Annotated in this window: 19 protein-coding genes; 12 read left to right on the top strand and 7 right to left on the bottom strand. The window is 46.3% G+C overall.

Translation table 11 applies throughout. The features are described 5' to 3' along the window. Positions 1-13 precede the first annotated feature (13 nt). A complete protein-coding gene (gyrA, locus tag ACFQ45_RS15785; RefSeq protein ID WP_377369422.1) occupies positions 14-2,683 on the bottom strand; it encodes a DNA gyrase subunit A in 2,670 nt (889 codons plus the stop codon). Positions 2,684-3,059: 376 nt separating this feature from the next. Here gyrA and ubiG point away from each other — a divergent pair, with 376 nt between their 5' ends. From ubiG to ACFQ45_RS15770, 3 genes are all read left to right on the top strand, one after another. Continuing rightward, complete coding sequence (ubiG, locus tag ACFQ45_RS15780) at positions 3,060-3,788, top strand: bifunctional 2-polyprenyl-6-hydroxyphenol methylase/3-demethylubiquinol 3-O-methyltransferase UbiG (protein WP_377369420.1); 729 nt, start codon at positions 3,060-3,062, stop codon at positions 3,786-3,788. Positions 3,789-3,797: 9 nt separating this feature from the next. Continuing rightward, entirely contained in the window at positions 3,798-4,559 is a 762-nt protein-coding gene (locus ACFQ45_RS15775) for a YciK family oxidoreductase (RefSeq protein WP_377369418.1), read from the top strand. Positions 4,560-4,692: 133 nt separating this feature from the next. After that, a complete protein-coding gene (locus ACFQ45_RS15770) occupies positions 4,693-7,446 on the top strand; it encodes an insulinase family protein (RefSeq protein WP_377369416.1) in 2,754 nt (917 codons plus the stop codon). Here the strand turns inward: ACFQ45_RS15770 and ACFQ45_RS15765 are convergent, their stop codons facing one another. Both ACFQ45_RS15765 and fabV read right to left on the bottom strand, forming a co-directional pair. Continuing rightward, positions 7,447-8,037 (bottom strand): hypothetical protein, encoded by a 591-nt coding sequence (locus ACFQ45_RS15765; protein ID WP_377369414.1) that lies wholly within the window; start codon positions 8,035-8,037, stop codon positions 7,447-7,449. 97 nt (positions 8,038-8,134) lie between these two features. Beyond that, the gene (gene fabV / locus ACFQ45_RS15760; protein WP_377369412.1) at positions 8,135-9,337 is read right to left on the bottom strand and encodes an enoyl-ACP reductase FabV; all 1,203 of its coding nucleotides are present in this window, start codon (positions 9,335-9,337) and stop codon (positions 8,135-8,137) included. A gap of 133 nt (positions 9,338-9,470) precedes the next feature. Between fabV and ACFQ45_RS15755 the strand changes: the two genes are divergently transcribed. After that, the gene (locus tag ACFQ45_RS15755) at positions 9,471-10,703 is read left to right on the top strand and encodes a glycosyltransferase (RefSeq protein WP_377369410.1); all 1,233 of its coding nucleotides are present in this window, start codon (positions 9,471-9,473) and stop codon (positions 10,701-10,703) included. Here the strand turns inward: ACFQ45_RS15755 and ACFQ45_RS15750 are convergent. The 3 genes from ACFQ45_RS15750 to ACFQ45_RS15740 form a co-directional block, all read right to left on the bottom strand. Beyond that, entirely contained in the window at positions 10,696-10,893 is a 198-nt protein-coding gene (locus tag ACFQ45_RS15750) for a DUF1289 domain-containing protein (protein ID WP_377369408.1), read from the bottom strand. The genes ACFQ45_RS15755 and ACFQ45_RS15750 overlap by 8 nt on opposite strands. Further along, complete coding sequence (locus ACFQ45_RS15745; protein ID WP_377369406.1) at positions 10,886-11,035, bottom strand: oxidoreductase-like domain-containing protein; 150 nt, start codon at positions 11,033-11,035, stop codon at positions 10,886-10,888. The genes ACFQ45_RS15750 and ACFQ45_RS15745 overlap by 8 nt, the downstream gene beginning before the upstream one ends. A 69-nt stretch (positions 11,036-11,104) precedes the next feature. Next, on the bottom strand, positions 11,105-11,824 hold the full coding sequence (locus ACFQ45_RS15740; RefSeq protein ID WP_377369404.1) for a YebC/PmpR family DNA-binding transcriptional regulator: 720 nt from the start codon (positions 11,822-11,824) through the stop codon (positions 11,105-11,107). A gap of 273 nt (positions 11,825-12,097) precedes the next feature. Between ACFQ45_RS15740 and ACFQ45_RS15735 the strand changes: the two genes are divergently transcribed. From ACFQ45_RS15735 to ACFQ45_RS15700, 8 genes are all read left to right on the top strand, one after another. After that, on the top strand, positions 12,098-13,873 hold the full coding sequence (locus tag ACFQ45_RS15735; protein ID WP_377369402.1) for a SulP family inorganic anion transporter: 1,776 nt from the start codon (positions 12,098-12,100) through the stop codon (positions 13,871-13,873). Positions 13,874-13,993: 120 nt separating this feature from the next. Then, positions 13,994-15,400, top strand: a complete 1,407-nt coding sequence (locus ACFQ45_RS15730; protein WP_377369400.1) for an ATP-binding protein — start codon at positions 13,994-13,996, stop codon at positions 15,398-15,400. Between the two features lie 16 nt (positions 15,401-15,416). After that, a complete protein-coding gene (locus ACFQ45_RS15725; RefSeq protein WP_377369398.1) occupies positions 15,417-16,094 on the top strand; it encodes a response regulator in 678 nt (225 codons plus the stop codon). A gap of 23 nt (positions 16,095-16,117) precedes the next feature. Then, positions 16,118-17,068 (top strand): AEC family transporter, encoded by a 951-nt coding sequence (locus ACFQ45_RS15720; RefSeq protein ID WP_377369396.1) that lies wholly within the window; start codon positions 16,118-16,120, stop codon positions 17,066-17,068. Positions 17,069-17,162: 94 nt separating this feature from the next. Then, entirely contained in the window at positions 17,163-18,047 is an 885-nt protein-coding gene (locus ACFQ45_RS15715; protein ID WP_377369394.1) for a hypothetical protein, read from the top strand. 14 nt (positions 18,048-18,061) lie between these two features. Further along, positions 18,062-18,601 carry a flavodoxin FldB gene (gene fldB, locus ACFQ45_RS15710; RefSeq protein ID WP_377369392.1) on the top strand — a complete coding sequence of 180 codons (540 nt, stop codon included), beginning with the start codon at positions 18,062-18,064 and terminating at the stop codon, positions 18,599-18,601. Positions 18,602-18,825: 224 nt separating this feature from the next. Continuing rightward, complete coding sequence (locus ACFQ45_RS15705; protein ID WP_377369390.1) at positions 18,826-19,140, top strand: DUF3301 domain-containing protein; 315 nt, start codon at positions 18,826-18,828, stop codon at positions 19,138-19,140. A 194-nt stretch (positions 19,141-19,334) separates the two neighbouring features. Next, complete coding sequence (locus tag ACFQ45_RS15700) at positions 19,335-21,221, top strand: methyl-accepting chemotaxis protein (RefSeq protein WP_377369388.1); 1,887 nt, start codon at positions 19,335-19,337, stop codon at positions 21,219-21,221. An 89-nt stretch (positions 21,222-21,310) separates the two neighbouring features. Here the strand turns inward: ACFQ45_RS15700 and gltX are convergent, their stop codons facing one another. Continuing rightward, on the bottom strand, positions 21,311-22,792 hold the full coding sequence (gene gltX, locus ACFQ45_RS15695) for a glutamate--tRNA ligase (protein ID WP_377369386.1): 1,482 nt from the start codon (positions 22,790-22,792) through the stop codon (positions 21,311-21,313). Positions 22,793-22,851 lie beyond the last annotated feature (59 nt).

Below are 22,851 nucleotides of genomic sequence, written 5' to 3'. Positions count from 1 at the left end.
CCCTGGGGGAACTTTATGCTTCCGTATCAGGAGCCTGATCTTGCGGCTCGTCGTTGACAACATCTTCTATTTCAGAGACTTCACCCTCTGCTGTAGCATCATCATCTTCAACAACACGCTCAACACCGACTAAACGTTCCTCATTAGACAAACGAATCAGTGTGACACCTTGTGTATTTCGACCCTGACAAGAAATCTCGGAAACACGTGTACGCACTAGGGTACCCATGTCTGTGATCAAGATGACTTCATCTGTTTCATCAACTTGAGTCGCACCCACAACAGGTCCATTACGCTCTGATACCTGAATACCGATAACCCCCTGACCACCACGTCCGTAGACAGGGAATTCTTCGGTCATAGTGCGCTTACCGTAACCATTTTCACAGGCCATCAGTACCGCTGTATTTTGCTCTGCGCTAGGCACAATCAAAGACACAACTTTAGCGTCTTCTGCCAGCTTGATACCGCGAACACCTGCAGCCGTTCGGCCCATGGCACGAACATCTGTTTCTTTAAAGCGGATCGTTTTGCCAGAGCTGGAAACAAGCATAATGTCATCCGACCCGGTGGTCTGAGCAACACCTACAAGCGCATCAGTTTCATCCAACTTCAGGGCAATCAAGCCGCTTGAACGAGGACGAGCAAAATGCTCCATTGCTGTTTTCTTCACGGTACCGTTAGCAGTCGCCATGAAGATGTAGCTGCTTGCAGCAACGTCCTCTTCTTCCAATTCAACTTCAGCTTCTGCGTCGGTCTTTTCTGGAGCGGTCAAAGGTAGCAATGCGGAAATATGCTCCCCTTCTGCCAAAGGCAATAGGTTAACAATCGGGCGACCTTTCGATGTACGACTTCCCAACGGAATCTCAAACACACGCAACCAGTACACTTTACCGAAGTTACTGAACAACATAACGGTATCATGACTGCTGGTAACGAGAAGGTGACTGATGTGGTCTTCATCTTTCATACCAGAAGCAGACTTACCACGGCCACCACGTCGTTGTGCTTTATATTCTTCCAAAGGTTGAGTCTTGGCATAACCCGTATCAGAGATGGTCACCACCATTGGCGCTTCATCGATTAAATCTGCGATGGTTAAATCTTGCTTAGAGGTCAAAATCTCAGTACGACGGGTATCACCAAACTGATCACGAGCATCTTCTAGCTCTTCACGAATCACTTCCATCAAACGATCTGGGTTACCCAAGATGTTTAGCAATTCAGCAATCAAATCGATCAACGACTTGTACTCGCCCAATAGTTTTTCGTGCTCAAGTCCCGTTAAACGATGTAAACGAAGATCAAGAATAGCTTGGGCTTGCTCTGGAGACAGGCGGTAAACACCATCATTAAAACCGTAGGCAGCATCCAAATCATCTGGGCGGCAAGCATCGGCACCTGCACGCTCAAGCATGGCGTTAACATTGCCTGGCTCCCAGCTTTCAGAGATCAGCTTTTCTTTCGCTTCAGCAGAGGTTGGAGACTGACGAATCAATTCGATCACACGATCAATGTTAGCAAGCGCAACCGCTAGGCCTTCCAGTACGTGACCACGCTCACGGGCTTTACGTAGCTCGTAAATGGTACGACGGGTAACCACTTCACGGCGGTGTTTCACAAAGCACTCAAGCACTTGCTTGAGGTTCAGTAGCTCTGGACGGCCATCAACAAGGGCAACCATGTTAATACCAAACACAGACTGAAGCTGAGTTTGGGTGAAGATATTGTTCACTACCACGTCTGGGTTTTCACCACGGCGCAGCTCAATCACGATACGCATACCGTCTTTATCAGACTCGTCACGCAGCTCGCTAATACCTTCAATCTTCTTCTCTTTTACCAGCTCAGCAATTTTCTCAATCACTTTAGCTTTGTTTAGCTGGTATGGAATCTCAGTAAAAACAATCGCTTGGCGATTGCCTTTATCCATGTCTTCGACATGATGGCGAGCACGCATGTAGATGCGTCCACGACCTGTTTTGTAGGCCTCCACAATGCCAGCGCGACCATTAATGAACGCACCTGTTGGGAAGTCTGGACCAGGAATAAACTCCATTAATTCATCAATGGTGATTTCCGGGTTATCAATAACGTTCAAACAGCCGTCAATGACCTCACCTAAATTATGAGGCGGAATATTGGTCGCCATACCTACGGCAATACCCGCAGAACCATTTACCAACAGTCCAGGAATACGAGTAGGCAAAACTTCAGGCATAAACTCAGTGCCATCATAGTTTGGCACAAAATCGACGGTTTCTTTTTCCAGATCCATCAGCATATGGTGCGACATACGCGCCATACGAATTTCCGTGTAACGCATGGCGGCTGCACTGTCACCGTCCACGGAACCGAAGTTACCTTGACCATCAACAAGTGTGTAACGCATAGAGAATGGTTGCGCCATACGAACGATTGTTTCGTATACAGCCGAGTCACCGTGTGGGTGATACTTACCGATCACATCACCAACGATACGGGCAGATTTTTTGTAAGGCTTATTCCAATCGTTTTTCAATTCATTCATCGCGTAAAGCACACGACGGTGAACCGGTTTCAAACCATCACGAACATCTGGAAGCGCACGTCCAACGATTACGCTCATGGCGTAATCGAGATAAGAACCTTTCAGCTCGTTTTCGATACTGACGGGAATAATTTCTTTGGCTAATTCACCCATAGATACAACCGTTCCTTATGTTAGGAGCAACATGTGCTCGTCATTGCAGACCGAGCAACTCCGACCATCTTTTTGTAAGCGCGGCATTATACCACAAGCATTTCACGAACACCTCTCCCCAATGGCGCTTTTATTCTCCGATTTCTTTTCACAAACCCAGCACTAAAAATACCTAGTCGCCACTCCCCCAAAACCACTATGCCCTTGGCGATAATCATGAGTTTGTGCGAAAGCAAGCTAAATACTCTGCTTTAGTTTGTGGCAAATTCTATTATCTATATAATGCAAGTCATCCAAATAGCGGTAAGCGTACGAATACCATATATATGCATAGTCACCTTGGCGCCGCCAACACGTTTTACATAGGAATGATGACATGACCACCAAGCAATCTAACGCCACCAATGTTGATCTAGATGAAGTTGCGAAGTTTGAAGCCCTCGCAAGCCGCTGGTGGGACAAAGACAGTGAGTTCAAACCACTGCACGACATCAATCCCCTGCGTGCTAATTACATTAACGAGCGCACTAACCTAGCCGGCAAAAAAGCCATCGATGTGGGCTGTGGCGGCGGTATTTTATCGGAAGCGTTAGCACAAATGGGCGCCCAAGTTAAAGGGATCGACATGGGCGAAGCGCCTTTGGCAGTTGCGAAACTACACCGTGAAGAAAGCAAGCTAGACATCGATTATGAACGCATCACAGCAGAAGAAATCGCAGACCGCGAAGCAGGCCAATACGATGTTGTCACCTGTCTTGAAATGCTGGAGCACGTTCCCGATCCATCCTCTGTTATTCGTGCCTGCATGAAGCTATGTAAACCAGGCGGCCACGTATTCTTCTCTACCATCAACCGCAACCCGAAGGCCTACTTATTTGCCATTGTTGGTGCTGAGTACATCTTGCGTATGCTGCCAAAAGGCACCCACGACTACGCGAAATTTATCCAGCCTGCTGAATTAAGCCAATTTGCCCGTCAAGCCGGATTGGAACTCACTCATATGACTGGCCTAACCTATAATCCTATTACCAAGGTCTATAAACTGAACGACAGAGATGTTTCTGTAAACTACATGATGCACACTCAAAAACCTGACACGAACTAGGAGGCAATTATGCTGGATTACCAAGCCCCTAATGACCTTTTAAAAGACAAAGTCATTTTAGTAACAGGCGCTGGCGATGGTATTGGCAAGGAAGCCGCGCTAACCTATGCAGCCCACGGTGCAACCGTTGTGCTTTTGGGTAGAACGACAAAAAAACTGGAACAGGTTTACGACCAAATTGACAATAGCGGCCACCCCCAAGCAGCCATAGTCCCACTGAATCTTGAGACGGCTGCTGAACACGACTACATGGAACTCGCCAACACCATTAAAAAAGAATTTGGCCGCCTTGATGGCATTTTACACAACGCCAGCTTACTGGGTGCCCGAACGCCTTTAGCTAACTTCGAACCCAGCACATTTGACCAAGTTATGAAGGTGAATGTGACTGCTCAATTTTTGTTAAACCAAGCACTGATCCCATTGCTGCAAGAAGCTCCCAGCGCATCCATTGTTTTCACCACCTCCAGTGTTGGACGTAAAGCCCGTGCATATTGGGGTGCCTACTCGGTGTCTAAATTTGCGACGGAAGCCATGATGCAATTACTGGCTGACGAACTGGAAAGCATCTCTAACATTCGCGTCAACGCGATCAACCCTGGTGCCACCAGAACGAGCATGAGAGCTTTTGCCTACCCAGCAGAAGACCCTAACACACTCAAAACACCTACCGACATTATGCCCCTTTACCTCTATTTGATGGGCAACGACAGTAAAGATATCAACGGCCAATCCCTCGACGCACAACCCAACCGCTCACCATCAGCGTAAGCAGTTGCACTGCATCATGGGTTCGAGATAATCTGAACCCATGATGTATTTACTTTCACAAAACACTTTTTTTCGCCATCTTCTCGTCTTTGTGAGCTTGGTGCTCACGAGCCCCTATTCACTAGGCACAAGCATGCAAAACATCCCCGGCAAAAGCCACTCAGACGCCAATAATTATCATTATTTGACCCTTGATAATGGTCTACAAGTCATCCTTATCTCAGATCCAAAGGCGGAGCGCTTCGCTGCTTCACTAGCCATTGGCGCTGGCAACCAACAAGACCCGAACGAGCACCCTGGCATCGCCCACCTACTGGAACATATGCTGTTCCTAGGCACAGAAAAATATCCAGATGCTGGCGCATACCAAACCTTTATACGAGAACATGGGGGCTCCCATAACGCCTACACCAGCAGCCAAGAAACCAACTTTTACTTTGATGTATTACCTGAGGCCTATCCAGAAGCTTTGGACCGATTTGCCCAATTTTTTGTGGCGCCAACCTTGGATGCAAACTACATCGCAAGGGAAATCAACGCGGTAGACTCTGAATACAAAGCCAAGTTAGATGACGAACGCCGCCGCACGAACGAAGCACAAAAGACCCTGTTCAATCCCCACCACCCTGGCAGCCGTTTTACCGTTGGCAATCTAGAGACTCTCGGTAACATTCCCACTGAAACACTCCAAAGCTATTTACAGAGGTTTTATGAGGATTATTACACCCCCGAGAACATGAGACTCACACTGGTGGCAAACAAATCACCAGAAACACTTGCCAGCTTTGCTCGTACATATTTTTCAGGCATAGAAGCCAGACCCACCCAGATAACACCCGAGCTACCTGCCAAGTTTCTTCAGACTCAGACATTCCAGGCCTTTAAGACCAACACCGAAAAAAGCCAGCTGAAGTTGATGTTTCCCATACCCAGCCAACTACGGCACTACCCCTCCCAGCCATATAGATATGTGAGCTATGTTCTTGGAGATGAATCCAGCAACTCCCTATTCGCAAATCTTAAAGAGCTAGGCTGGGCCCAATCGCTCCATGCTGGCATCAGCCAAGATGACGGCAACCAAGCACTTTTCGCCGTTACCATTAGGCTTACTGATGCCGGAGTTAAGCAACGTAACGCTGTGATAGGAAAGGTTTTCTCAGGGATCAAAAATCTACAGCAAGCGCCAACCAACCCCGATTACCTTCGTGAAATCCGAACCTTAAGCGAGCTAAATTACGCCTACCATGATTACATCCCATCGGTACGACTTGCTCAGGTCGCCTCATCGCGCTCACTAAACATCCCTCCTATGGATTTATTGCACAGCTTCAAAATTGAGCGAGACGCCACAGAAGCAGAAATAGCCCCAGTATTGAACGCACTAACCCCAGACAACCTAGTAATCCAATGGCAACACCATAAAGAGTTCCCAACAGAATGGGCTCAAGACGAACTAACATGGTCAACAGAGCCTTTTTACCAAGGACATTATGCTAATGCGTCCTTTAAAAAGGATTGGTTGCAACAGGACGATGAAACGAGCCAGAATTCAATGTATGGCTTACCTAAAATCAACCCATACATTCCAGAAGATCTCAGCTTAACCCAAGGGACTGACAGCCGCCCCACGGCTATATCTGACACAGAGAGCTTTGATTTTTGGCACAAGAAGAACAGCCAGTACGGCAAGCCCACCGGCATGATCTTTGGCTATTTTGGCTGTTCAGAATCCGCCAATGCCAGACAAAAACTGCTATTGCAACTCTGGGCACGCCTCTTCACCGACGCCATGAGTGAACAAACATATCAACCTTATACCGCAGGGCTAAATTACTCTCTTTACGCCCACAGCAATGGGCTAACCCTTCGCACTCAAGGCTACACAGACAAACAAGATGCCTTTTTCGAACACCTGATTGGTGAGCTAATGACTTTTCAGGCGACTCCTGAGCGCCTTACCATCGCTAAGCAAGAAATCCTAAAAGGCTTCAATAACCTAGATAGCCAACCACCCTATGCCTTAGCGCGCCATTACTTTTCACAAGTCGTGACCAAAGGCAGCTCTTCGATTGAAACGCTTCAAAACCTGCTAACAGACATCAAAACAGATGAGATCAATGACTTTATCCAAACCCATCTGTCTCAATTCCACTTTACCGGCTACATGACAGGGAATTTCGAGAAAGACAACGCGGAAACACTCTCCCAGATCCTGCAGACAAAGCTCAAGGGGCGACTAGGCGCTCACACTTATCAGTATGTGGAATTGAAATCGTTTGCACCAAAAAATCGCTACATCTACCGATTTAACACCCGCAGCGCTGATACCACCTTGCTATACAGCCTTATGGCGACTGACAGCAATGACGCCAGTTACACTGAACGCGCCTACGTTAGGATGATGGCACAACTTATTGGCGCTCGCTTTTACAATGAGTTTCGCACCGAAAAACAATATGGCTACATCGTAGCAGTCACCAACCAAACCATTGAGAAAACACCAGCTCTTGGTTTTTTGGTCCAATCCCCCAACACAGATATCGAAACGTTAGTACAGGAAATAGAGCGCTTTATAGTCGAAAACAAAGACTGGAGCGACAGCTTATCCGATGCGGAGTTCGAACAAGCTCGTACGGCAGTGCTGGCAGCCTTTACCAAAAAGACCACTTCTTTGAGGGAAGATGCACTAGAGGAATGGCCCCATGTGGTGGAGCCGGAACACAACTTTGCAGATCGAGCCAACTGGATTGCGAGCATTGAAGCCCTATCCAAAGACGAGTTTGTAGACTTTGTGAACGCCAAGATCAAGCGTAAGCAATCTGCCAGAGTAGTCATTGCAAACCAGTGGCAAGACACTGAAAACTGGACACCATTGATTATTGATTAATTAGCCGCCAATCAGCTGTTCAAGTCTCTCTTCGTCTGATAACTCAGCCTGCTGAGACTCTTCTGTCGTGGCGCCTGACTCAGGATCACCAAACACCTGATTACCAGGCGTCACTTCACTAAATTGCCCCTCATCCGGCACAACGGATTCTTCAGGATTAAGTGCCTCTTGGTCACGCTCAAGCTTCTCAGCCTGATCGCCAAAAATCCCCACCTCAGGCATCATACTCAGACGACGCTGTTGAATCTCTTCCGGAATATTACCAGTAAACAATACGGTAAATGGCGCCTCTCGAGTCCGGCGATTCACCTCTTCGTAAATCTCCTGCTCACGTTCAGCAGCTTTAGTCATCTCAAGATAGGAGGATTTACTAGGGTTCGCCGATACTACCATGTTGACAATATCTTGATTATTAGGCTGCTCAGCCGGAATGATGGTGACCGTGTCAGGGGAGCTTCGAACAATCTGGTGCTCACCACGGTAAACCTGATTCCCATAGATTACATCCACAGGCTCAACGGTAATTGTCTGAGCAAGTGCAATAGGCATTGAAGTAACCAATAAACTGGCGACGGTATTTTTTAAAAACATTTGCTACTCCGAGATTCCAATTCACTCTAAAGGAACCTCAAGTCAAAAAAAAGGAGGCTTATGTGCCTCCTTTGTTATCGACCGTAACCGAAATATCTTAAAGTGTAATTACATCAAATTCGACCTGAGGGTCCACATCGGCTTCGTAATCCACGCCTTCAACACCGAAACCAAACAACTTCAAGAACTCATCTTTGTAAAGTTGGTAGTCCGTCTCAGCAAATAAGTTCTCATCTGTGATTTGCGGCCAAAGATCACGGCAAGCTTGCTGAACATCTTCGCGCAATTCCCAGTCATCAACACGTAGACGATTGGCATCATCAACCAACTCTGCAGGAACATTGCCATTGTACAGACGCTCTGCAAACAGACGATAAACTTGATCCATACAACCTTCATGCAAACCTTTCTCGCGCATCACCTTGAATACCATAGACAGGTAAAGAGGCATCACAGGAATAGCAGAAGACGCTTGCGTTACCACAGACTTCAATACTGCGACGTTAGCACCGCCGTTTTTCTTAGCCAATTCAGTATCAATAGCCTTAGATGCACGATCCAAATCTTCTTTCGCTTTACCCAAAGCACCATGCCAGTAGATTGGCCAAGTGATGTCAGAACCAATGTAAGAGTATGCGACAGTACGCGCACCTTCAGCTAAAACACCCGCTTCATTCAAAGCCGACATCCAAAGTTCCCAGTCTTCGCCGCCCATTACAGTGACGGTTTGCTGCACTTCTTCTTCTGTTGCTGGTTCAATTTCCGCGTCGATGATCACATCACGGTTTGTATCAATAGCCGTTGAACGGTAAGGTTCGCCAATTGGCTTCAAGACAGAGCGAATCACTTCGCCAGACTCAGGCAGTTTACGAACTGGCGAAGCCAATGAGTAAACCACTAAATCGATCTCACCCAAGTCTTCTTTAATTAGCTCAATAACTTTGTCACGGGCTTCGTTAGAGAAGGCGTCACCGTTAATGCTTTTAGCGTACAAACCCGCTTCATGGGCAGCTTTGTCAAACGCCGCAGCATTGTACCAACCTGCTGTACCCGGCTTTTTCTCTGTGGCTGGCTTCTCAAAGAAGACACCAATCGTCGCCGCACCTGAACCAAATGCTGCTGCAATACGTGAAGACAGACCGTAACCACTTGAAGAACCGATTACCAAGACCTTTTTTGGTCCATCCTTGATCTCACCATTAGCTTTAGTTTTAGCGATTTGATCCAATACGTTTTGCTCACAACCCGTCGGGTGTGTCGTCGTACAAATAAATCCACGAATTTTCGGCTTAATAATCATAGTTAAGTCTCAACGTTATGTTTCCATAGGGTGCTGTGTACGCCATCGTGGGCACCAACACAAAGTTGGCGCACATGATACAATACCTCAACTTACTTGTCCCTTTTCTTTAACCCCCAAGATCCCAGATACCATGAACGTTTTGATAATTGGTTACGTATGGCCAGAGCCAAATTCGTCCGCCGCAGGCAGCCGCATGATGCAGCTTATCAGCGCCATGACAGAACAGACCTGGCAAATCACCTTTGCCTCCCCCGCCCAACAAACCGAACACATGGTTGACCTTGAGCCACTAGGCGTGACCAAGCAGGCGATCCAACTTAACAGCGACACGTTTGATCACTTTATAAAAGAGTTGTCACCGGATCTGGTGATTTTTGACCGCTTTATGATGGAAGAACAGTTTGGCTGGCGGGTTGAAAAGCATGCGCCAGATGCCTTACGAGTACTGAATACAGAAGATCTCCACTCGTTGCGAGATGCGCGTCATAAGGCAGTGAAACAAGAGCGTGAGTTTCAGATACAAGATATGTATTCAGATCTAGGCGTCAGGGAGATTGCCGCAATTCATCGAAGCGACCTGACGTTGATGATTTCAGAATACGAGACCGCCCTCTTAAGCCAGAAGTTTCATGTGCCAGACAGCCATCTAATGCATTTACCCTTCATGCTTCCTCCTGTTGAGAATGCGTTTAAACCTTTCGAAGCACGTCAGGACTTTGTTTTCATCGGCAACTTCCGCCATGCACCAAACTGGGATGCAGTACAACAGCTCAAAAACACCTACTGGCCAGCCATTCGCCAGCGATTACCCGATGCCAAGTTGAATATTTTTGGCGCCTACCCGCCACCCAAAGCCACTCAACTTCACAATGAAAAGCAAGGTTTCTTAATCAAAGGCTGGGCAGAAAACGCCTTAGACGTGATAGAAAATGCCCGCATCATGGTCAGTCCATTACGATTTGGGGCAGGAATAAAAGGCAAGCTAGTAGAAGCAATGCAGGTGGGCACCCCGAGCATCACCACTGCCATCGGCGCCGAAGCCATGCACGGCCTTCTCCCCTGGAACGGCGTTATCACAGATGACACTGAAGAGTTTGTCAATGCAGCTGTCAGCCTCTATCAGGATCAAGACTCCTACACTTTAATGCAGCACAATGGTCGAGAGATATTGCGCCAGAGGTATGATGGTGAGATTTGGAAGGCGCGATTCATTCAACGTATCACCTTACAAATGAGGCTACGTGATACGTTACGGAAGCATCACTTTTTAGGGAAGCTGGTGCGACATCATTCCATGAAAAGCACCCAGTACATGTCACAATGGATCACTCTTAAAAACGAGCGACAAACTGATCCTAGCTAACAAAGGCGCTTTGACTTTCTCGTTGACGGACCTTTTCCATCACCGCAAGTTGCTGCTCTCTCGTCATGGCTCCCCATCGACTGATCTCCATGCCAGTGCGATAGCAACCAAGACAGACGTCGTTATCGTCTAAAAAGCAGACATTGACGCAGGGTGATTTCACCGGTTGATCTGGCTTCGAACTACTCATCTTGTCCTGACTCCTGGGTTTGTGTGGCTTTTTGTTGAGCATTCCATTCCCGCAGGTCTTCGTAGTAAGTGTCCCAGACACATGGGGAGCATTGGCTTTCGCAGCATTCCCAATCTTCTGGCGGGGTCGGTTTTTCGTTCATTGGAATGACTCCATAAAAAAAGCTCTCACACCTTATTATACAAGATGTGAGAGCTCTATATCGAAGCGATTAATATTCAGCGTTGTGATACACGCGCTGAACGTCATCCAGATCGTTTAAAAGGTCTAGGAAACGCTCAAATTGCTCCACGTCTTCACCCGAAATCTCAGTGGTCATTTGCGGAACAAATTGAATCTCATCTACGTCAAACTCAATTTCACCAAACGCATCAAGGATGGCTTGACGAGCTTTACCGTATTCTGTGTTTGGAGTGAATACAGTGACTTTGCCTTCGTCATCAGACTCGATATCAGATACATCAACGTCCGCTTCTAACAAGGCTTCCATAACCCCATCTTCGTCGTCAGAGCTGAAAACAAAAATAGCGGAGTGGTCAAACATGTGAGACACACTACCCTGAGTACCGATTTTGCTTTTTACCTTGTTAAAGCAAGTTCGAACATCACCGTAGGTGCGGTTTGGGTTATCAGAAAGACAGTCTACAATCACCATGGTGTTGCCTGGACCAAAACCTTCATAACGAGCTGTGTCGAAGTCTTCTCCACCGCCACCTTTGGCTTTATCGAGGGCTTTATCGATAACGTGCGCTGGAACTTGATCCTTCTTAGCACGGTCGATCATGCTGCGTAGCGCTAGGTTACCATTAGGGTCAATACCACCCGATTTTGCGCACACATAAATTTCACGTCCGTATTTGCTGTAAACCTTGGCTTTTTGATCCGAGGTCTTCGCCATAGACTCTTTTCGGTTTTGATAGGCTCTGCCCATTACATATTCCTACTGTTCTATCGTTTAGAAAAAATAAATTTTACCGCTTACCGAGACGATAAGAAACTCCCCACACATGAAATGATAGAAGAACCCCCCTCTAATTCTTGATCGAATAATTATTCGGGTTGTCGCTTCTGAAATACTTGAGACAATTAACCGGCGGAAAAATATCAAGCAAGGGGGTACGGCAAGATGATAAGATATCGTTAAATGGTTATTTAATTATATCTTTTTCAACTAAAAACTACTTTAACACTTTGGAGACCCCTAATGTCTACAGCTCTGCATCGTTGGCTACCTTGGCTTCACCTGATAACAGGATCAACGATTAAAGCAGACATTATTGCTGGACTAACCTGTGCCTCCATGTCGATTCCGCAGGGGATCGCCTTTGCCGCCATTGCAGGCTTACCGGCTGAGTACGGCTTCTACAGTGCCATGGTAGCACCTATCATTGCCGTTCTTTTTGGCTCTTCATGGCATATGGTCTGCGGACCCGCCACAGCGATTTCCGCACTTTTATTCTCTTCTCTCGCTGGGCTGTACACGCCAGGATCGGCAGAATTTATTCAAGCCGCCTTAGCGATTACCTTCCTGGCGGGGGTGATTCAGCTCGCCCTTGGATTGGCGAAACTGGGGAATTTGACGAACTTTGTATCCCATGCGGTGATGGTTGGCTTTATTACTGGTGCAGCTTTACTCATCATGTTGAGCCAATTTCAACACGCTTTAACAGCGGAGCTTCCCAGACCAGAATCGATCTTAAGCTTTATTAATGCCCTGGCCCATGTAGGACCTCAAACCAACCTGTATTCCCTCGGTATCTGCGTCATTACTATTGTATCCGCCATGATTATTCGCAAGATATCTAGCAAGCTGCCCCATTACTTGATGGCGCTGATTGCTGGTAGTGTTGCTGGCTATTTAATGCAGGCTGGTGAACACGGCGTTCCTCTAGTGGGCGAGCTAAAAGAGGCAATCCCGCCTTTTGCATTAATTACATTCTCTTCTGATACGTTACGAGAATTAATTCCAGGAGCGGTGGTACTTGCCCTGATCGGGTTACTGGAAGCGGCTTCTATTTCCAAAGCGATCGCCCTCAAAACCCAACAGGAAATCGATACCAATAAAGAGTTTGTCGGACAAGGCATGTCTAATATTGTCGGCAGCCTATTCTCTAATTACATGAGTTCAGGGTCCTTTACCCGAAGCGGCATCAACGTGGAAGCCGGTGCTCGCACACCGTTAGCCATTATTTTTTCCAGCGTCTTCTTATTACTTATTTTGTTACTAATCGCGCCTCTGTTTTCCCATTTACCGATCCCAGCCATGGCGGGCATTATTATTTTGGTGGGTTGGCGGCTGATTGAATTCAAAGAGCTACTGCATTATGCCCACACTAGCCGCAGTGAATTATCCATTGCCTTAGTCACTTTACTCAGCACGATCGGCATTAGCTTAGAGTTCGGCATCTTGGTCGGGGTTGGCTTGAGCTTGGCGCTATTTCTGAATCAGACAGCGAAACCAAATGTGCGCATTCTGGCTCCCATGCAAACCCAAGAGGGTCGCTACTTCCATAACATCATGCATTTTGATTTGGAGACCTGCCCTCAGATACATTTTATCCGTCTAGACGGCCCACTTTATTTTGGTTCTGTGGACTTTATGGCGAAGCAATTTCACGACATAGAAACCCAAATGCCCCACAAGGATCACTGGGTCATCTTGTGCCGTGGCTTATCTGCAATTGATATGCAAGGCGCGCACTTCCTCAAACAGCTTGCTACTCGCCAAGGCAAGAATGGCACCCGAGTACACTTGGTTGCTCGCTACCTTTGGCAATTAGACCGCTTGAACACCTTCGGTGTCATAGAACATGTTGGCAAAACCCATGTCTACCCTGGAAAAGGGATTGCCATTGAGCAAATCGAACGAGATATGGATTTAAACCAATGTGCAAAGTGTGATAAATCTGTGTTTTGGGAATGCAATAGTCGTCGTGAACGGGGCCAAGCAGCGCAGGATCTATCAAATACTCAGCATTGATAGTAATTCCTCATTATTTACTAATGTAAAGATAGCCAGCTTAACCGTTTGGTCGATATAGTAGCATCACAGCTCAATACTTGATCCACCCAACTCACACAGGACAGCAGAAACGACTCTATGATTGGTTCCAAAGGCTTTCAAATCCGTCACAAACTTTTTGTCGTTTTTGTATTGAGCAACGTACTTTTGATCGTCTCCATGTGGCAGGTTTTCCAATGGAGTTTTGATCGCGGTTTCGTCACCTACGCCACGGAGCGTGATCGAGACTTCCTTCAGCAGATGGCCAACCGAACTGCCAATCTTTATATTTATTACGATGACTGGTACTTCTTAGTGCAAGAAAGTCGCCTAGAAAAAGAGTGGCAGACCGCCAAACTGGATAATATTCGCGATTTAATTCCACCACCAAGCACCCCAAATCTGGACTTGATCTACCCTTCGCAATATTACCGCCAACGGTTTTTATTGTTTAACAAAGATCAGCAACCCTTGATTGGTGAAGTCCCCTTTAAGGATGCCGAAACCCATGGGGTAATGGTCGACAATGAATTAGTGGGATATGTGGGCTTACGCTCAATGCGTGCCCTAGTACAAGACCAGACGCTTCGCTTTGTGCGCCAACAAGGTGAAGCCTTCTTATTAATTTCAGCATTTATGCTGACCATTGCCGCCTTGCTAACTTGGCCTCTCGCCCAATGGCTAAGCCGTCCAATTGGTACGGTTAGACAAGCTACGAAACGACTTGCTGCAGGCAAGTTCGACACCCGTATTAAGATTAAAGGCACTGACGAACTAGCGGATTTGGGTGGCGATTTTAACCACCTTGCTTGCACCCTAGAACACATGCGTGAAGCTCGTAAAAAGTGGGTAGCAGACACGGCCCATGAATTGCGCACCCCAGTGGCAATTCTTAGAGGTGAAATCGAAGCCATGCAGGATGGTATTATCAAGGTGACACCAGACTCCTTGAACTCCCTACAGCAAGAAGCGGTTCATATCGCTCGATTAATTGATGACCTGAACCAACTCTCTATGCATGACATGGGCAGTTTAAATTATGATATGGATGATTTGGAACTTAATGACATTTTAGAACAAACCGTTTCTTCGATGCATTTGCCATTTGATGAAGCGGGCATTGAACTAGAACTTGTAATTGTGAAAAAAGCGCCCATCATGATTACGGGTGATGCAGACCGTTTACATCAGTTGTTTTCTAACCTTATGAACAACACGTTGAAGTATACGAACGCACCGGGCAAATTGACCATTACGCTAACTAGGGAAGGCAAGAAAGCCGTTGTATTAATGGAAGATACGCCTCCAGGGGTTAGCGAAGACGATATCAAACGCATTTTTGAACAATTTTTCCGCGTGGAAAATTCACGCAATCGTGCAACCGGCGGGCGCGGCCTTGGCCTTGCCATCTGTGCGAACATTGTCGATGGACACCAAGGTTCTATTTCCGCCTATCAGCCTGATACTGAAGGATTGGGAATACGTATTGAATTTCCTTTAAATTAATATGGACTTGAGAACTATGAGCAAAGTACTGATTGTCGAAGACGAACCTAAATTAGCAGAATTGATGGCCGCTTATCTTGAGCAGGCAGGCTACGAGCACCACCATATTGATCGTGGCGATCAGGTCGTTGACTACCTAAAAAACAACCAAGCAGATCTGATGCTATTGGATTTGATGCTCCCCGGTCTGGATGGGGTTGAAGTGTGTAAACAAGTGCGCCAGTTCAGCGGCATGCCTATCATTATGGTGACCGCTAAAGCAGAAGAAATTGACCGCTTGATTGGCCTAGAAATGGGCGCAGACGATTATGTTTGTAAGCCATTTAGTCCACGTGAAGTTGTTGCTCGTGTAAAAGCGAACCTTCGCCGCGTAGAGCTTGACCAAACTGAAGCCCCTAAAACAGACGGCTTCGATCTGGATGCAGACCGTTTACGTGCAACCTACAAGGGCGAGCTAATCGACCTTACAACCGTTGAGTTCCAATTACTGCAGCTATTAATCAAAGAGCCAGGACGTGTATTTGGCCGTGACTTGATCATGAAGAGCATCTACACCGATAGCCGTGTGGTAAGTGACCGTACGATCGATAGCCACATCAAAAAATTGCGTAAGAAAATTGCTGCTGTTGCACCTGAATTGAATGTCATTCACTCAGTGTACGGTGCTGGTTACCGATTCGAGAACAACGACTAAACCTTAAATGCACGGCAGGCAACATGGATAGTTTTCTATCAGTGGTAGAGTTTTCCATCTCTATCACAGCCCCAATCTTCCTTGTTTTGATTGTGGGTGTTTTTCTAGAACGCATCGGCATGATCAACGATAACTTCGTTGATGTAGCGTCAAAGCTAGTCTTTAACGTTACCATGCCTGCCCTCATTTTTATCAGTATTACCGAGCACTCAAAAAACCCAGGCAGTCACCTGTCCCTTTTGATGTTCGGTGTTATCGCAACCTTTCTAACCTACCTAGTGCTGGAAGTACTTGCCAGCCGATTAATCCCCAAAAAAGCTGACCGTGGCATCATTGTACAAGGGGCGTTCCGCTCTAACATGGCCATCATTGGTCTTGCCTATTGTATTAATGCCTATGGTGACGAAGCGCTGGCCATCGCCTCAATCTACATTGGCGGCCTCATGATCCTGTATAACGTACTGTCGGTCATCACCATTAACCGCTCAATGGGCGCTAACAAAAGCATCAAAGACTCTTTGATCGCTATTGCGAAAAACCCGCTAATTATTGCTATCGTATTGGCCTTAATTGCCACTCAAATCAACCTTAAACTGCCAGATGTCGTCACCCAAGCAGGCAACTACTTTGCCCGGATGACACTTCCTCTCGCACTCTTGTGTGCAGGGGCCTCCCTTCGCTTTAAAGAGCTAAAGCAGGACCTTACCCCAGCAATGCTCTCCACCCTTGGCAAATTGATCCTAATGCCTGTGGTTTTGACACTTGGTGGCTTTCTAGTCGGTTTTCGAGGGATTGAATTGGGTATCCTATTCTTGCTGTCCTCCTCACCTTCCGCTTCGGCTGGCTATATTATGGCGAGAGCCATGAATGGCAATGCCGTTTTAGCCGCCAACATCATTGTCTTAAGCACTCTCTTCTCTTTACTGACGACCAGTTTAGGCGTGACAATTCTTGGATATTTGCAGTTGATGTAAAAGCTTTTTGTAAATTTAAATGAGAAGCACTTGCATTAACTAAAACCATGGTATTAAATAGTAATCATTCTCAAAACTTAAGAGTGATGACACTATGCGAATATCAGCAGACACACTATACGAACCCAGCGGTCACATTGCCGACCATTGGTCTAAGTTCGTCTCTGGTAGCCGTCATATAAAAGCAGCTGCTACCGCCAGCATTCAGCTGATTCAGCAGTCTACGTATGTAAAACAAGCCGTCACTATTGAAGAAAATTTGGCTCCAGGTCTGTATCTAACGTTTACCCACGATGAAGAGACATACACCGCTCACAACATCGTTAGTGCACAAGTAACACCTGTATATGAAGCCGCGACGGTCGATTGGTCTGTCACTCAAAAACAATCCTTTCATTGGTCGCAAATCTATTTAACTTGGGAGTTACTAGCCCAAATCACTGGCGAACAACTAGAAAACGTCATGCACTTCTTTAAACAAAGGGTTGCAATGGAAACAGGTGGAGCCTTTAACCTCACCGTATCCAGTGATCTAGTAGAAGACTTAAGCGCTGTATTTTCTCAACAAGGCAGCAATCTTGCTTTTACAGGCAAACTTTACAGCACCTTGTTTCAAGTGATTGAGCACATTCAAGTAACCAACCACTTATCACAATGTGAAAACTGCCAGAAAAAACTTTTTTCAGGCCAAAATCTTTTGGAAGCCAACTTTAAATTGACAGCGAAAACACTCGCTAGAAATGTTGGATTAACTCGTACAGCATTAGAAATAGGCTTCCCTATTATCACTGGCATGACCTTAACCGAATACCAAATTGAGGCGGCAATCCGCAAAGCCATGTCAAAGCAGTCATCGGATAACAGCTTAGATCTAGCTAAGTTGATCACCGCAGAGACAGGGTTAGCACAAGCGGATGTAGAAAAGGCCTGCGTCAAGCGATTTGGCGTTATGAGTCATCAGCTAGGCAGTATGCAATAACCCTTGAGGACACTATGAGCACAGCGAACAGCATCGGACTATTTTACGGTACAGACACAAGTAATACGGAAATGGTCGGTCAAAAGATACAGGAACAATTTGCAGAGTTAGATCAAGCGGTGGAGCTGCATAATATTACCGATGTAGACGTGACCGCGTTAATGGAATATGACTTTTTGATCTTAGGCATCCCTACATGGGATTTCGGTGGTATCCAGAGCGATTGGGAAGACGTAGGCGATGCCCTGTCGCAATTGGATTTAAATAACAAGGTGATCGCCTTGTACGGCCTAGGGGATCAATTTGGTTACGGCGACTACTTTGTAGACGCTATGGGCTGGCTCTATGAGAAGCTCAAAAACACTGGCGCTACATTTATTGGACAGTGGTCAACGGAAGGCTATGACTTTGAAGCCTCGTTAGCCGCAAACGAAGACAAATCCCAGTTTATTGGACTGGCTATAGATGAGGACCAACAATTTGACCTAACTGATCAACGTATTGAGCAGTGGGTTATACAGCTTTATGCAGAGCAGGCACTGGCAGCCGCGTAAGTTAAAACTGACTGGCTCATGGATTTACACACGACTCATTTGGCTTCCACTCATTCGCTGCCCCGAATGACCAAATTCGTGTAATGACATGATTAACTTACGATAAATTTCTGCATAAAAACACGCTTCCTTCTTTTCTCTCTCTCCTGCTTTTGAGGGAAGCGTGTTTTCTTTTTCTTCTAAGCTTTGTAAGCTTGTCTTCTCAACGAAATCAAGCTGACCTAATGAATATCACCCTTCTCGATCTAATTGTTATCTTTTCTCTTATGCTGATTGGCATCATGGTATGGCAAAACCTAAGCACCCGAGAGTCTGCCCTTAAGCTAGTAAAGCTTCACTGCAAAACACTCGACCTCCAAATGCTAGATGATTCTATCTATGGTGTGTATTGGCGCCCCACCTACCGTGATGGTCAACTACGAATTTTACGTCGTTATAAATTCACTTTTAGTACGGCAGGCGATACCCGCTATAAGGGAGAAATCGAAATGCTTGGCAGACGTCAAACTAAACTTCAGTTAGATCCTCACCGTATTTAATTGTCACTCAGTTACATCAAACTGAATCTGCTAAGTGCTTATAATCATTCGGTTTTAGGAAGAATAGGTAAAGATAGGCACATAAGTATTTACAAAACTCAGACAAAACCCAATACTCTAGCTATGGAATTTTGCCTACTAGAGACGATAGTAGAGCTATAACAAATACAATAATAACTACGCAGGTGATTTTAATGCTGGTAAATCTAAGCTTTAAGGCTAAACTGACGATTCTTTTGAGTGGTGCGATATTAGGTTTCGTAATTGTAACCGTAGTTGCCCTCAATGGAATGAACGCCCAAACATCAGCATCTGAGCGTTTTGAGTCTATTACTAAGGTCCGCAATGACCTCTCCTCCCTCGTAATTTCCAATATGGAATTATACGAGCAACTAGGTACGCTCAGTGACGACTCATATGAGTCTTACCTTTCCACCCTGACAACCAATTCTGAACAGTTTGCCACTGTCATCAATGAAGACATTGAATTAGTTGATAACCCTGAAACAGAAAGCGTATTAGCAGACATCAGCGGTTATTTAGAAAGTTACTCCAGCATTCTTAACGAATTAGTCACCCTAAAACATGATATCGGCTTTACTGCCACCTCAGGCCTAAAAGGCGAAATCTGGAACCTTGGGGAAGTTGTGGTCGAAAAAGTTTCGTTTTTAAGTTTGGTGAAACAAGAGTTCCTGCCAGTCCGTGAAGCAGAAAAGAACTTCATTTTCGAGCCCACCGCTGACAACCAAGCAGCTTTTGAAGAACGTTATGATAAATTCTACGAGCGGGTTGTTAACTTCGGTCTTGAAGAGCGATTTGGTGAGTTCATCGTTGCGTACCATGAAAAAGTGCAGCAGTACGGTGAAGTAATCGGCACTCTGAGCGGCCTTGAAACTCAGTTTGCACAGATTCGTAGTCAATACAATCAAGCCACTAACCAAGCTCAAGAACTATTGCGCTCTGAAGTAGTTGCTGCACGCCAGCAGGCAGCAGATCAATCACAACAGGCCAGCATCAGTGTTATTGTAGTGAGCGTCATCGTTGCTGTCTTAGCAGGCCTCATGATGATGGGAATTGGTCGAAGTGTTAATCAAACTCTTAGCCAAATCATTCGTGACCTGAGCAAGGTCAAAAACGGTGATCTCACTGCAAGACTTCCAGTTAACACCAAGCGTAACGATGAATTTGATTCCCTATGTAGCTCGGTGAATGAAATGACCAATGGCCTTGGCTCCGTTATCGGTGACGTCGTCCACACGACACGTGACGTGAGCGATATGGTGAGCAAACTTAACGGCGCAGTAGGCAACATTGCTTCAAGCAACCGTTCCGTGAGTGAACAGACGAACTCATTGGCTGCCGCCACGGAAGAAATTTCCACCACCATATCGAGCATTTCTCATACAACGGATGAACTGAGTGAGCAATCTAAGCACACCTATGAATCCGCGAAGTTAGGCTCCGAAACGATCAAAGGCGCTTTGTCTAATTTAGGTAAGACCATTGAAGTTGTGAACCAGACAGGCCGTCAGTTAAACGACCTTGGGCAATTATCCAAAGACATCGACAACGTGATCGCCATGATCAATGACCTTGCAAATCAGACCAACCTACTGGCTCTTAATGCTGCAATCGAAGCCGCACGCGCCGGTGAAGCAGGTCGAGGGTTCTCTGTCGTCGCCGACGAAGTACGCTCTTTGGCTGAGAAAACTGTCGATGCAACCGCTAAAATTACAGACATTGTTGGCACCATTCAGGTTTCAACACAGTCTGCAATTACTACCATGGCAAGTGGCCAAGAGAACTTGCGTTCGATTGAAGAATTCAGTGAAAAAGCAGAACTGGCCATTCGTGAAATCGAGCAAAATGCTCAAACCAGCTCAACCTCATCTGCGGATATGGCACGCTCCATTCAAGAAGTAGCGAAGACGGCCGTCCACATGAGTGAAGAAATGGATCGCATAGCTCAGCAGCTACAGCGTGATAATGGCGACATCAACAGTATTGAAGGCAATACTCGTCATATTCACGATCAAGTATCGGCCCTAGACGATAAAACATCCGTCTTCACAACACCTTAAACCCCCACCCTTAGGGGCAATAAAAAACCGGCTCAATTAACTTGAGCCGGTTTTTTTTGTTATATATGAAGCTTAATCTAGAAGTGCGATTACAACGCCGCGAACTCTTTTTCCCAACGCTTAGCTTCTTTCTTGGACGGTCCACCCACCGCATTGACAGCATGACGTAAGCGGGCACGTGTCATGTCTGGCCCCAGAATGGTCATGGAATCGAACACAGAGACAGAAGCCGTTGTACCTGCCACAGCCACAAACAATGGCGCGAAGAAATCTTTAGGCTTGACCTCCATTGCTTGAGCAAGGGACTTCATCTCAGCAAAGATCTTATCTTTTTCCCATGAACGAAGTGCTTCCAGCTTCCACAATGCAAATTGTAACGCCTTACGTAGAGTTTCCTCTTCCATTTTGATGTCAGCGAAGGACTCAGCCGTCACATTCAACTGACCTTTAAAGAAGAAGCCCGCCACATCTGCTACGTCCGAGAAGGTATCAATACGTGGGATGATCAATGGTAAAATAGCGTTCACATAGTCACTATTTAAGCCCCATTCTGCAAATTTCTGAGCAAAGTCTGCTACCGATAAGTCCTCACGAATCCAAACGCCGTTTAGCCACTTAAGCTTCTCCACGTCGAATACCGGGCCACCCAAGGACACGCGCTGGATATCAAAGTTTTCGATCATTTCAGACAAAGCAAATTTCTCACGCTCATCCGGCATAGACCAGCCCATACGACCAAGATAGTTGATCACAGCTTCTGGTAAGAAGCCCATTCGTTGGTAGTACAGAATCGATGTTGGGTTTTTACGCTTGGACAACTTAGATTTGTCAGGGTTACGCAACAAAGGCATATGGCACAATGTCGGCATATCCCAACCGAAGTATTGGTATAAAAGGATGTGCTTAGGCGCAGAGTTAATCCACTCTTCACCACGGATCACATGGGTAATTTTCATTAAGTGATCATCTACCACGTTGGCCAAGTGGTAGGTTGGCAAACCGTCAGCTTTTAATAACACTTGCTGATCAATTTGCGCCCAGTCAATTTCGATTTCCCCACGCAGCATGTCCTGTACGACACAGGTACCCTCTTCCGGCACCTTCATACGAATAACATAAGGCACGCCAGCGTCGATCTTGGCTTGAACTTCTTCTGCCGTCAGTTTTAGAGCTCGACCATCGTATTTTTGAGGCAGGCCTTGCTCTTTTTGCTCAGCGCGCATTTGATCTAGTTCTTCTGGGGTTTCAAAGGCATAGAACGCATGGCCTTTTTCCACTAACTCTAATGCGTAATCTTTGTAAATATCGCCTCGTTCGCTTTGACGGTATGGTCCATGGGGCCCACCTACATCTGGACCTTCTGCCCACTCTAGGCCCAACCAACGCAGTGCATCCAAGATCATTTTCTCCGATTCTGGCGTACTGCGTGTTTGATCAGTATCTTCGATACGTAGAATGAATTCGCCACCCATTTTTTTGGCAAAAGCCATGTTAAACAGTGCGATGTATGCAGTACCAACGTGAGGGTCGCCAGTTGGAGAAGGCGCAATACGAGTTCTTACCTCAGACATATCCTATCTCATTAATTAGGTTAGTGAATCCGCGTATTATATGCTTCTTAGTCGGTATC

The organism is Rhodanobacter aciditrophus, assembly GCF_042679525.1.
GTDB lineage: Bacteria > Pseudomonadota > Gammaproteobacteria > Pseudomonadales > Marinomonadaceae > Marinomonas > Marinomonas aciditrophus.
Note: the sequence above shows the minus strand (reverse complement) of the source record. Positions and strands in the feature narration are given on the sequence as shown.